At 78.8% G+C, this 12,085-nt stretch carries 10 protein-coding genes; 4 read left to right on the top strand and 6 right to left on the bottom strand.

From position 1 onward, the window contains the following. Window positions 1-12: 12 nt before the first annotated feature. Complete coding sequence (locus tag Q0789_RS06515) at window positions 13-2,061, bottom strand: bifunctional diguanylate cyclase/phosphodiesterase (protein WP_298803341.1); 2,049 nt, start codon at window positions 2,059-2,061, stop codon at window positions 13-15. Next, the gene (locus Q0789_RS06510) at window positions 2,027-2,413 is read right to left on the bottom strand and encodes a hypothetical protein (protein WP_298803339.1); all 387 of its coding nucleotides are present in this window, start codon (window positions 2,411-2,413) and stop codon (window positions 2,027-2,029) included. The genes Q0789_RS06515 and Q0789_RS06510 overlap by 35 nt, the downstream gene beginning before the upstream one ends. A 166-nt stretch (window positions 2,414-2,579) precedes the next feature. Between Q0789_RS06510 and Q0789_RS06505 the strand changes: the two genes are divergently transcribed. Together Q0789_RS06505 and Q0789_RS06500 are read left to right on the top strand one after the other, a co-directional pair. Next, window positions 2,580-3,719, top strand: a complete 1,140-nt coding sequence (locus tag Q0789_RS06505) for an App1 family protein (protein ID WP_298803337.1) — start codon at window positions 2,580-2,582, stop codon at window positions 3,717-3,719. 45 nt (window positions 3,720-3,764) lie between these two features. Then, window positions 3,765-4,931, top strand: coding sequence for a serine hydrolase (locus Q0789_RS06500; RefSeq protein ID WP_298803334.1), 1,167 nt, complete (start codon window positions 3,765-3,767; stop codon window positions 4,929-4,931). 58 nt (window positions 4,932-4,989) lie between these two features. Here the strand turns inward: Q0789_RS06500 and Q0789_RS06495 are convergent, their stop codons facing one another. Beyond that, entirely contained in the window at window positions 4,990-5,811 is an 822-nt protein-coding gene (locus Q0789_RS06495) for a hypothetical protein (protein WP_298803332.1), read from the bottom strand. Further along, window positions 5,808-6,329, bottom strand: a complete 522-nt coding sequence (locus Q0789_RS06490; protein WP_298803328.1) for a GNAT family N-acetyltransferase — start codon at window positions 6,327-6,329, stop codon at window positions 5,808-5,810. Before Q0789_RS06490 ends, Q0789_RS06495 begins: the two co-directional genes overlap by 4 nt. A gap of 136 nt (window positions 6,330-6,465) precedes the next feature. On the opposite strand from Q0789_RS06490, the gene Q0789_RS06485 reads away from it, so the two are divergent. Then, window positions 6,466-7,395 (top strand): NADP-dependent oxidoreductase, encoded by a 930-nt coding sequence (locus tag Q0789_RS06485; protein ID WP_298803326.1) that lies wholly within the window; start codon window positions 6,466-6,468, stop codon window positions 7,393-7,395. Here the strand turns inward: Q0789_RS06485 and Q0789_RS06480 are convergent. Continuing rightward, window positions 7,382-8,386, bottom strand: a complete 1,005-nt coding sequence (locus Q0789_RS06480; protein WP_298803324.1) for a sensor domain-containing diguanylate cyclase — start codon at window positions 8,384-8,386, stop codon at window positions 7,382-7,384. The two genes, Q0789_RS06485 and Q0789_RS06480, sit on opposite strands and share 14 nt — an antisense overlap. Before the next feature lie 208 nt (window positions 8,387-8,594). Next, complete coding sequence (locus Q0789_RS06475; protein WP_298803322.1) at window positions 8,595-9,989, bottom strand: ATP-binding protein; 1,395 nt, start codon at window positions 9,987-9,989, stop codon at window positions 8,595-8,597. 378 nt (window positions 9,990-10,367) lie between these two features. Here Q0789_RS06475 and Q0789_RS06470 point away from each other — a divergent pair, with 378 nt between their 5' ends. Further along, window positions 10,368-11,981, top strand: coding sequence for an amidohydrolase family protein (locus tag Q0789_RS06470; RefSeq protein WP_366917667.1), 1,614 nt, complete (start codon window positions 10,368-10,370; stop codon window positions 11,979-11,981). Window positions 11,982-12,085 lie beyond the last annotated feature (104 nt).

Here is a 12,085-nt window from a genome sequence, read left to right as displayed (position 1 = left end):
GAGGTGCGCCGCTCAGCCGCCCGCGCCGGTCCCGGCCCGGGAGGGCAGGGCCGACGTCCCCTGGTGGGGGACGCGCACCTGCTGGCCGGCGGCCTCGCCCTCGCGCTCCCCCGGCGACATCCGGGCCGTCCCGTGCCCGGGCACCTGCTCGGGCGCGAAGGGGCGGGCCAGGAGGTAGCCCTGCGCCTCGTCGCAGCTGAGGGCCCGCAGCTGCGCGAGCTGGCCGACGTGCTCGACGCCCTCGGCGACGACGCGCAGGCCCGCCGCCTGGCCGGCCTGGACGACGAGCGCCAGGAGCCCGGTGTCGGCGGCCGTTCCGGAGACGAAGGAGCGGTCCACCTTGAGCGCGTCGGCCGGCAGGTTCCGCAGCTGCGCCACGGACGTGTAGCCGGTGCCGAAGTCGTCGATGCTGGCGCGCACGCCGAGCGCCCGGAGCGCCGCCAGGTGCTCGCCGGCGGTGGAGGCGTCCACGAGCACGGTCTCGGTGATCTCCACGACGAGCTGGTGCGGGTCGAGGCCCGAGCGCTCCAGCGCACCGGCCACGTGGTCGACGACGACGCGCCGCGCGAGGTGGCGGCCGGAGAGGTTGACGGCGACGTGCCGCCCCGCGAAGGCGTCGGGGTCGGCCGCCGTCCAGGCGGCCATCTGGCGGGTGGCCTCCTCCAGCACCCAGCGGTCGAGGTCGCACACGAGGTCGGAGCGCTCCGCGACGGGGATGAAGAGGTCCGGTGGGACGAGGCCGACCCCGGGCCGCTCCCAGCGGACGAGCGCCTCGTAGCCGGTGACGGCGCCCCCGGCGAGCTCGTGCACCGGCTGGTAGCGCAGGACCAGCTCGCCGGCCGCGAGGCCGTGCACGAGCGCGGCCTCCACGGCGGCCTGCTCCTCGAGCTCGCGGCGCAGGTCGGTGTCGACGACGACGGCGCGACCTCGCCCGCCCTCCTTGGCCCGGGCCAGGGCGACGCCGCCGTCGGCCAGCAGGGCGTCGGCCGTCGTCCCGCGCCCGCACGCCAGGGCCGCACCGACGCTGACGCCGACGGCGACGTCCCGGTCGCCCGCGGGCAGCGGCGCGGAGAGGGCGACGACGACGAGGTCGGCGACCTCGCGCAGCTCGAGGGCCGTGCGCCGCCCGAGGACGACGAGGAACTCGTCGGCGCCGAGCCGCCCGACGTGGTCGTCCGTGCGCACGAGGGCCCGCAGGCGGTCGGCGGCGCCGCGGAGCACCTCGTTGCCGACGCCGGGCCCGTAGCGGTCGTTGACCTGGGTGAAGCGGTCGAGGTCGACGCGCAGCAGGCCGACGAGGCGGTCGTCGGCCCGCGGGTGCGCGTGCTGGGAGTGCAGGGCCACCTCGAGCGCCGCGAGCGAGGGCGCGCGGCTCGGAAGGCCCGTGAGGGCGTCGTGGGAGGCCTGGTGCGCGACCCGGGCGACGAGGGACTCGCGCTCGCGGGCGGCGGAGGACACCTCGGCGGTGGCGCGGTCGAGCCGCGTGACCACGAGGAGCGCCATCGCCGCGGCGGCCACCACCACCGCCCAGCCCGAGAGCCTCGCGCCGCTCACGAGCTGGAGCGCGAGCACGCCCGGGGCCACGAGGAGGGCCCCCGCGAGCCCGACCGCCCGCCGGCGGCCGGGCACCGCGCCGGAGCGCGACGCCACCGGGGCGGGGTCCGCCGTCGCGCTCGGGTGCAGGGCCGCGGCGCCGGCGGTGAGGTAGGAGGCCATGTAGACGACGTTCACCGCCCCCTCGACGACGTCGGTGGACGCCGACAGCGAGGAGTACAGGACGTCGGCCACGAGCATGAGCCCGAGGGAGGCGCCGAGCAGGCGCGTCGACGTCGACCGCCCGACCGGCAGCCCGAGGAGGGGGACGAGCAGGCCGAGCAGCAGGACGTCGCCGAGCGGGTAGGCCAGGCTGACGGCCTGCTCGAGCGGGCTGGCGTGCTCGGCGTGCAGCAACGGCTCGACGACGCCCACCCAGCACGGGAGCGCCAGGCCGACGACGACGACGGCGACGTCGAGCAGCGCCGCGGGCTCAGCGCCCCGCGCCCGGCGGCGCAGGTGGACCACGAGGCCAGCGGCGAAGAGGGGGTAGGCGAGCAGGTACAGCGCGTCGGCGGGCGAGGGGTACGGGTCGGTCGAGCAGCTCGGCGTAGACCTGGTAGACGAGGTCGCCCAGGCCCCAGGAGAGGACGGCGGCGGCGACGAGCGCCCACCCGGCGCGACCGGCGGCGCCGCGGCGCCCGGTCGGGGGGAGGACGGCCCGCGGGAGGACGGCCCCGCGCAGGACGGCGGCCGCCCCGACGAGCGAGGCGATCACGAAGACGGCGGACCGGACGGGGCCCGTCGGCAGCAGCGCGTACGTCGCGCAGAGCGCCACCGCCGCCGCGCCGTAGCCCAGCAGCCCCCTCGTCCCGACCACGCGCCCCCCTCGTGCTCCCCGCGTCCGCGGCTCCTCCCCCCCATCGGCGTCGGGCGGCCCGTCCTGAGGGTGCTCCCCCGACGGGGAGACCGTCCGGCGAACGCGGGAACCCGTCCGCCGCCGGTCCCGGCCCGCGCCCGTCGGCGCGCTGCGGCAGGGTGGCGCGGTGGCCGACGCTCCCGATCACCCCTCCGACCACCGACCGCACGGACCCGGGCCGGGCCCGTCGCCCGCGGACGGGGCGGCCCGCGACTCGGCCGACGAGCCGGGCCGCGGCCCCGGGCACGCCCCCGCGGACGCGCCGCGCGGCGTGCGCCTGGCCTACGCCGCGCTGACCGCCGGGCGCGACGCCCTCGCCGCGGGCGCCCGGCGCCTCGGCTGGACGCCCGCCCTGCTCGCCTACCCCGGCTACGCCGGCCCCGGGGGCGCCCGGGTCCTGGGCCGCGTGCTGCTCGCACCGCCGGGCGTCGAGCCCTCCCGCCGCCGCGGCCTGCCGGGGTGGCGGCGCTTCCTCACCCTCGAGCTGCCCGACCAGGCGGTCGAGGTGCACCTGCCCGGCACGGCCGTGACGGCGGTCAGCGACGGCTCGGGCCTCCTCGACGTGGTGGTCGACGCCGCGCTCCCGCCGGGCCCGACGGACGTCCGGCTCAGCGCGCCCGGCGTCGCCGCGCGACCCGACGTCCGCGGCGTCGTCCACACGGCCCCCGCCGGGCCGGTCCGCGGCGTCGTCTGCGACGTCGACGACACCGTCTGGGTCACCGGTCTCTCGCGCCCGCTCGTCGCCTTCTGGCGCACGGTCGCCCGTTCCAGCGCCCAGCGCCACCCCGTGCCCGGCGTCGCGGGGCTGCTGCGCGCGCTCGTCCGCGACGAGCCGCACGCGCCCGTCGTCTACCTGTCGAACGGGACCTGGAACCTCAACGGGCCCGTCGTCCGCTTCCTGCGGCGCCACCGCTTCCCGGCCGGGCCGGTGCTCATGACGGACTGGGGCGTGACGCCCGAGCGGTGGTTCCGCGACGGGCGCCAGCACAAGCGCGACACCCTGGAGCGGCTCGTGCGCGAGCTGCCGCACGTCCGCTGGGTGCTCGTCGGGGACGACGGCGAGCACGACCCGGCCGTCTACCGCGACCTCGCCCAGCGGCACCCGGACGCGGTGGAGGCGGTGGCGGTCCGGCAGGTCGCGCCGGGCAGCCGGCCCGTCGTCGACGCCGAGGGCGACGTCCCCGTCGTCTCCGCGCCGGACGGGCGCGCCCTGCTCGAGGCGCTGGAGCCGCACCTCGGGCGCCCGCGACGTCCTTCGACCGACTGAGCACCGACCGACCCGCGCGCCCCGGTCCCGGGGGATAGTCGGCGGGTGCGCCTCCCGCTGACCGCCGTGCTGACCGCCCTCGTGGCGGTCGCCGCCGTGGAGCTGCCGATGGCCGCGCCCGCGGGGGCGAGCACGTCGTCGGCGACCACGACCGCGGGCGAGGAGGGCGCCACTCCCTCGCCGCCGGCGGAGGACGTCGGCCGCCTCGACGTCGCGCCGCTGCAGGCGATCGTCGACGAGGCCGCCGAGGACGACGTGCGGCTGTCGGTCGGCGTGCAGTCGCTCGGCGGCGCGACCCTCACCGACGGCCCCGTCGTCGTCGGGTCGACGGAGCCGTACTCCTCCGCCAGCCTCATCAAGGTGGCCCTCGTCGTGGCGGCGCTGCGGGCCGTCGACGAGGGCGACCTCGCGCTGGACCAGGTCGTCGAGGTGACGAACCGCGACGACGTCCCGGGGACGGGCGTCATCGCCGGCTACTCCTCCCCCTACCCCGCGACGGTGGCCGAGCTCGCCGAGCTCTCCATCACGGTGAGCGACAACACGGCGAGCAACGTCCTCGCCGAGACCGTGGGGCTGGACGCCGTCGAGCGCCTCGTGGCCGACCTCGACCTGGAGCCCACGCGCATGGGCCGGCTCTTCTTCTCGGACGGGCCGGTCGGCGAGAGCAACGACCTCGACACCGCGAGCACGGTCGAGCTCCTGAGCGCGGTGCACGAGGGCGAGGTGCTGAGCGCCGCCTCGCGCGACCTGCTCCTGGGCTGGATGCGCGACCAGCAGCTCGACACGAAGTTCGCGCCCGTGCTCGAGGGCGTGCCGCTCGCGAGCAAGACGGGCGACACCTCCGAGGTGAGCCACGACGGCGCCTACCTGCTCGAGGAGGGGCGCGAGACCGTCCTCGTCGTCCTCAGCGAGACCGAGGACGGCCGCTCGCCGACGGCGGCCGCCGACCCCTACCTCGCCGACGTCGCCGAGGAGGTCGCGGCGCAGGTGGCCGCCGCCCCGCCGGCTCCGGCGGCCACCGCCGCCGCCGTCGAGGACGGCGCGGTGGGCGACGCCGTCCGCACGGCGCTCGAGGAGCCCGAGGAGGAGAGCGGGTCGGCGCTGCCCGCGGTCGGCGCCGCGCTGCTGGGCGTCCTCGCCGCCCTCGCGCTGGCCGTGGTGGCCCTGCGGGCGCGGGTGCTCCTGCGCCGGCGGCGGCGCGCGCGCCGCTGACCGGCGGGTCCCCGCCCGGCCCCGAGGTGCTCCGCGGCCGGCGGTGCTCCGGGGGCGGTCAGACGGCGCGGGACGGGACGCGGGAGCCGGAGCGCGACAGCAGCGCGACGGAGGCCGCGACCGCCAGGACGCCGACGACGAGCACCGGCGTCCACCCCGGCCGCACCGCGTCGCCGAGCAGCACGAGCCCCGCCGAGCCCGGCAGCACCACCTCGGTGACCGACACGACGCCGACGACGGGGCCCGGCTGGCCGTGGCGCAGGGCCGCCGCGACGTGCAGGACGCCGGTGACGCCGAAGACGACGACGGCCCAGACGAGCGGGCGGCCGAGCAGGTCGGCGTCGACGCGGACGTCGGGCGAGAGGTGCAGCGCCCGGACGCCCAGCGCCGCGCCCCCGTACGCCGTCCCCGCGGCGGCCGCGAGGACGAGCGGCCGCCCCGCGCGGGCGAGCGGCAGGCCCGCCGCGGCCAGGGCGAGGGCGACGACGAGGAGCACCGGGGCGGCCGCGGACGGGAGCGTGCCCTCGGACCGCTGCCCGGTCGTGGCCCCCGCCACGAGGACGAGCGCGAGGACGACGCCGGCGACGCCCACCAGCTGGGAGCGCGGCATGCGACGCACCCGGAAGCGGTGGGCGGCGAGGGCCGTCAGGGCGACCGAGGAGGTCAGGACCGATTGGACGGTGATGACCGACAGGTACCGCAGCGCGACGACGGCGAGCACCCACCCGAGCGCGTCGAGGACGAGGCCGACGAGGTAGGCGGGCTGGCGCCACAGCGGGCGGTCCGAGGTGGCCCGGCGGCTGCCCGCCGCCTCGAGGAGCGTCGCGGCCGTGTTGACGAGCATCGCCACGACGGCGACGAGGAGGGCGACGACCGTCACGCCGCACCCCCGACCCGCGCGGCGCCGGAGGAGGCGGACGCGACCGGGGGCGCCATCCGCACGACCTCGGGCCGCGTGCCGTCGGCCTCGGTCCACGACGCGAGGTGCCGGCGGACGGCGCGCCAGCCGAGGCGCTCGTAGGCGCGCACGGCCGGGCTGGCCGCGACCACCTGGAGGTCGACGTCGAGGCCCAGCTCCTCCGCCCGCCCGAGGGCCGCGGCGAGCAGCGCCGCCGCGAGCCCGCGGCCACGGGCCGCCGGGTCGACGAAGAGCCGGACGACCTCGAGGGCGGCGTCGGTCGGCAGGCCGCGGCCGGGCGCCCGGTCGACGAGGAGGACGTGCCCGAGGAGCGCCGCCCCCTCGACGGCCACCCAGGCGCCGCGCGCGCCGTCGGGCCGCAGCCACCCCTCCGGGTCCGCCGGCCACCGCGACGGGTAGCCGTCCGCGGCGTGCACCCCGGCCAGCACCCCCGCCGCCGCCCCGACGTCCCCGTCCGTCCGCTCGCGCACCACCACCACGGGGGGAGAGCCTGCCGCACCGCGGCGGCCGGGCCCGCACCGGCGGGCCGTCCGGGGCCACCCACGTCGTCGGGCGGGCGGTCGCCCGGACGGGAAGCCGACGGGCCCCGGCGCCGTTGTCCCGGCCATGCGCGCGATGAGCTACGACGCCTACGGCGACCTCGACGTCCTCCACCCCTCCGAGCTGCCCGAGCCGAAGCTGGCGCCCGGGGCCGTCCTCGTGGAGGTCCGGTCGGCGTCGGTCAACCCGGTCGACTGGAAGCTCATGGCCGGGGGCCTGGACGGGCTCATGGACGTCGTCTTCCCCGTCGTCCCGGGCTGGGACGCCGCGGGGGTGGTCGTGCGCACCGGCCCCGACGTCCCCGAGCTCGCGGTCGGCGACGAGGTCCTCACCTACGCCCGCAAGGACCTCGTCCACGGCGGCACGTACGCCGAGCAGGTCGCCGTCCCGGCGGTGGGCGTCGCCCGCAAGCCCGCCGCGATGTCCTGGGACGAGGCCGCGAGCCTGCCCCTGGCCGGGCTGACGGCGCTGCGCATGGTCGAGCTGCTCGACGTCGGCTCGGACGACGTCGTGCTCGTCCACGGCGCCTCGGGCGGCGTGGGGCATCTCGCGGTCCAGGTGGCCCACGCCCGCGGCGCCCGCGTCATCGGCACGGCGAGCGAGCGCAACCACGACTTCCTGCGCGACCTCGGCGCCGAGCCGGTCGTCTACGGCGACGGCCTGCCCGAGCGCGTGCGCGCGCTGGCGCCCGAGGGCGCGACGGTCGTGCTGGACGCCGTCGGCGGCGTGCTCGAGCAGACGCTCGCCGTCCTGGCCCCCGAGGGCCGCCACGCCTCCATCACGGAGCCCTCGGTCGAGGAGCACGGCGGCCGCTGGGTCTGGGTCCGCCCCGACGGCGCGGCCCTCGCGCGGCTGACCGCCCTCGTCGAGCGCGGCCAGCTGCGGGTCGAGGTGCAGCGGACCTTCCCGCTCGAGGAGGTCGCGGACGCGGTGCGCCTCTCGCAGGAGGGGCACGTGCGCGGCAAGGTCGCGCTCCGGGTGAGCGACGGGGTCAGCGAGGGCTGAGCTCCCGCTCGGCCCGCGGGGCGTCGTCGGCGGGGGCGCTGCCGGAGCCGCGGACGACGTCCGTGGGCCGCGGCAGGTGCGCGACGGCGTCCACCACCGCGGCGTCGTGCGCCACCACGGCGCCCTTGCCCGCGCGCTTGGCGGCGTACATGGCGGCGTCGGCGCGGGCGAGGAGCTCGTCCGCCGTCGGCGTCGGGTCGTCGGCGCCGAGGTGGGCGACGCCCGCGCTCACGCCCACCCGGAGGTCGGTGCCCGTCAGCGCGTAGGTGCCGGACAGCACCTCCTCCAGCCGGTGGACGACGGCGCGGGCGCTCGCCGACCCCTCGACGAGGAGGGCGAACTCGTCCCCGCCCATGCGGGCCAGGGTGTCCCCCGGCCGCACGAGCGGGGCCCACTCCTGCGCGAGGTGGACGAGCAGGTCGTCGCCCGCCGCGTGCCCGAGGGTGTCGTTGACGTCCTTGAAGTCGTCGAGGTCGAGCACGACGACGGCGAGCGGGCGCGGGTCGCGCCGGTGCAGCGCGAGGGCGTGCTCGAGCCGGTCGAGGAGCAGGGAGCGGGTCGCGAGACCGGTGAGGTCGTCCGTCGTCGCGAGGCGCACCAGCTCGGCCTCGCGCTCGGCGGCCCGCTCGGCGAGGGCCTCCGCGTGGAGGATCTGCGAGAGCAGCCCGGCGAGGACGTCGAGGAAGCCGCGGTGCTCCTCCGCGCTGTCGGGGAGCCGCTCGGGGCTGAAGCCGCAGAGCGTGCCGAAGAGCTCGCCACCGGCGGAGCGGATGGGGGCGCCGACGTAGCCGTCGATGGGGAAGGCCGCGCGGGCGGCGGCCCCGGCCATCGCGACGTCGGCGTCGACGTCGGGGACGACCTGCGGGGAGTCGCCCGCAGCCATGTGCTGGCACAGCGAGGCCGCCCACGGGACGACGGTCCCCTGGGGGAAGTCGTAGGAGGCGTCGCGGACGGCCAGGAAGACCTGGTCGTCGTCGTCGCGTCGCGTCACCGTTCACAGACCCAGGGGCAGCGCGGTGGCGAGGTGGTCGAGGACGACGCGGCACGCCTGCTCGAAGGTCAGCAGGGCGGGGACGCGCCCGGCAGCGTCCACGGCCACCCCTCCTGCAGCGCCGCGTCCTGCGGCTCGCCGGAGCATCGGCAGGACGGACGCCGGCCTTGAGCCGTCGGCTCGCCCGGGCGCGGGGCGCCCGGCGCCGTCAGAGGTAGGTGCCGGTGAGCGGCTCCGCCCTCCAGCGCCCGTCGGCGACGACCCGCAAGAGGCGCTCTGTGGTGAGGTCGCGCCCGTGGTCGAGGACGGCGCGGCGCACGACCTCCCGCAGGTCCGCGCCGGTGGCGCCCGCGGGCAGGGCCGCGGCGACGGCCGTGGTGTCGACGCGGGGCCGCTGCTCGCCGTCGCCGGCGGCGCCAGCAGCGGGGAGCCGTCCGAGGTAGCGGTCGAGGATGCGGGCGCTCGCCGCCCGGTCCGGCGGGGCCAGGGTGACGGTGCTGTCGAAGCGCGCCGAGCGGGTCACTGCGGCGTCGAGGGCCGCGGGGTCGTTCGTCGAGGCGAGGGTGAGGACGTCGGTGTAGACCTCCGTGCCGTCGAGGACGGCGAGGAAGTCGGCGAGGGCCGTGCCGCGGGCGCCCGCGCGCCGGTCGCCGAGGTAGAGGTCGACGTCCTCGAGGACGACGACGCACGGGCCGAGGTCGGCGGTCTCCCGGTAGACCTGCCGCAGGACGCTGCTGGCCGCGGCGGCGTCCACGACGACGACCGTGAAGGCGCCCGCCATCTCGCGCGCGACGACGCGCGACAGCGCGCTCTTGCCCACCCCGGGCGGCCCGGCGAGGAGCACGCCGCGGTTCGTGCCGAGGCCCATCTCGCGCAGCACGTCGGCGCGCGTCGTCAGCGCCGACGTGGCGGCGTCGACCTCGGCCCAGACGGCGGCGGGCAGGACGAGGTCCTCGCGCCCGCCGGGGCCGAGCGACGTCGGCTGCAGCTCGAGCGGCAGCCGCGCCCCGGCGTGGAGCACCCGACCGCGGAAGAAGCCCTTGTCGCGCCGCGCCGTCGCGAGGACGTCGTCGACGAGCGCCCGCGCGGCCGCGTGGTCGGCGGGGCGCGCGAGCACGCGCAGCGACGCCGGGTCGGGGTCGAACTCGCTGCGCGAGAGCTGCACGACGACGTCGACGTCCGCCGCCGTGCCGGCCGGGAAGGCGACGGCGGCCGACGTCGGCACGGAGACGTGGTCGCCGTCGAGGTCGATGCGCGTCCACGTCGGGGCCTCGCCGTCCTCGACCGGGCCGAGGACGGCGCTCGGGTGGGCGGCCAGGAGGTCCGCGACGACGGCGCCCACGGACACCGACCGCGTGTGGGTGAGCGCCACCCGCTCGAGCACGAGCGAGGTGTGCGGCTGCCCGAGGTGGGCCTCGACGAAGCCGCCCGCCGTGCTGCTGCTGCCGCCGCCGGCGCCGGTGAGCAGCTGCCCGAGGACCTCGAGCGAGCGCCGCACGAGCGGGTGCTCGCCGTCGAGGGCGGCCGTCGTGGCAGGTGCGTCGGGAGCGGGGGTCGCGGTCGCAGCGGCGGGCGGGGCGGCGGGGGCGTCGTCGGTCGGCACGCGGCCAGTCTGCCGAGGCCCGTCACGGCGACGTGCGTCCATGTCGCCCTCACCGCACGCCCCCACGGGGCGACGTGTGGCCATGTCGCCCCGACTGCACGCCCCTACGGGGCGACGTGTGGCCATATCGCCCTTCAGCCGCACCCCCGGAGGCGACGTGCGGCCATGTCGCCCTCAGCCCGCACCCCCGGAGGCGACGTGTGGCCATATCGCCCCCACCCGCGCCGCGCCCGCACTCCCGGAGGCGACGTGTGGCCATGTCGCCGCTCGCCCGCACCCACACGGGGCGGCGTGTGGCCATATCGCCCTTCAGCCGCACCCCCGGAGGCGACGTGCGGCCACGTCGACCGGCCCACGCCGTCCCGCTCGGCGGGCAGGATGCGCGGCGTGGACGGGATGCTCCTGCGCTCGGTGCGCCTGGTCGGCGCCCCCGACCCGCGCCGCGCGCGCGACGTGCTCCTCCTCGGCGGGCGGGTGGCCGCTGTCGCGGACGCCGGCGCGCTCGCCCCGCGCGGGCTCGACGGCGCGGCGCTGCCGGTGCTCGACGGCGCGGGAGCCGCGCTGCTGCCGGGGCTCGTGGACGCGCACGTGCACCTCGCGGACTGGGCGGCCGACCGCCGCCGGCCGGACGTCTCCGGGGCGCGCACCCCCGAGGAGGCGGCCGCGCTGCTCGCCGCCGCGGACGCCGAGCGGGGGCGGCGCGACGACGTGCTCGTCGGGCGCGGGTTCCGCGACGGCCTGTGGCCGACGTCGCCGCGCGCGCACCACCTCGACGCCGCGCTGCCGGGCCGCGCCGTCGTCGTCGCCAGCCAGGACCTGCACAGCGCGTGGTGCAGCACGGAGGCCGCCCGCCGCTTCGGTCTCGGCGAGGACTGCTCGGGGCTGCTCGTCGAGGGCGCCGCGATGGCGCTGCTCGGCGACGCGGGCGCCGTGCCGCCGGAGGTCGGCGACGCGTGGGTGCTCGGGGCGGCGCAGGACGCGGCGGCGCGGGGCACGACGGCGCTGGTCGACCTCCAGCGCGCACCCGTCGAGGACTGGGCGCGGCGGGCCGGCGCCGCCCGCCCCGCCGCGGACGGCGCGGAGCCCGGCGCCGGACCGGCGCTGCGCGTGGCCGTGGGCGTCTGGCGCGAGCACCTCGACGGCGTCCTCGCCGCGGGGCTGCGCAGCGGCGACCCGCTGCCCGGCGTGGACGACCCGGTGGCGGCCGACCGCGTGCGCCTCGGGCCGCTGAAGCTCTTCGTCGACGGGTCGCTCGGCACGCGGACGGCGTGGTGCTCGTGCGCGTACGCCCGGACCCGGGTGGGCGGGCGGGAGAGCACCGGTCTGGGCGGCGTCGAGCCGCGGGACCACCACGGGATGCTGCTGCTGCCGCCGGACGAGCTCGAGGTGCTGCTGCGCCGCGCGACGTCCGCGGGCCTCGTGACGGCGGTGCACGCCATCGGCGACGCCGGCGTGCGGGCGGCCCTCGACGCCTACGAGGCCGCCGGCTGCCCGGGTCGGGTCGAGCACGCCCAGCAGGTGCTGGCCGAGGACCTCCCGCGCTTCGCGGCGCTCGGGGTGACGGCGAGCGTCCAGCCGCGGCACGCCGTCGACGACCGCGACCTCGCCGACCTGCACTGGGCGGGCGCCACCGACCGCGCCTTCCCCTACGCCGCCCTGCTGGCCGCGGGCGCCGACGTCGTCCTCGGCTCGGACGCGCCCGTGGCGCCGCTCGACCCGTGGGACGCCCTCGCCAGCGCGCTGCACCGCACCCTCGACGGGCGCGGCGCCTGGCACCCCGAGCAGCACCTCACGCTGGCGCAGGCGCTGGCGGCCTCCTGCGGCGGTCGCTCGCACGTGCGGGTGGGCGACGCCGCCGACCTCGTGCTCCTCGCCGAGGACCCGGCCGACGTCCTCGCGGAGCGGGGCCCGGCGGCGCTGCGCGAGCCCGAGGTGCTCGGGACGCTCGTCGGCGGCCGCTGGACCCACCGCGCGACGGCGCTGCGCGGCTGAGCCCTGATCCACCGGTGGTGGGCGGCGTGGCGGGGGTGATGTAGGCCGGGGTGCCCCGGTGACCAGGAAGGATGTCGAGTGCGACGTCCACACCCCGCCGGTTA

This window comes from uncultured Pseudokineococcus sp. (genome assembly GCF_947499845.1).
GTDB lineage: Bacteria > Actinomycetota > Actinomycetes > Actinomycetales > Quadrisphaeraceae > Pseudokineococcus.
This window is presented reverse-complemented; position numbering and strand designations above follow the sequence as displayed.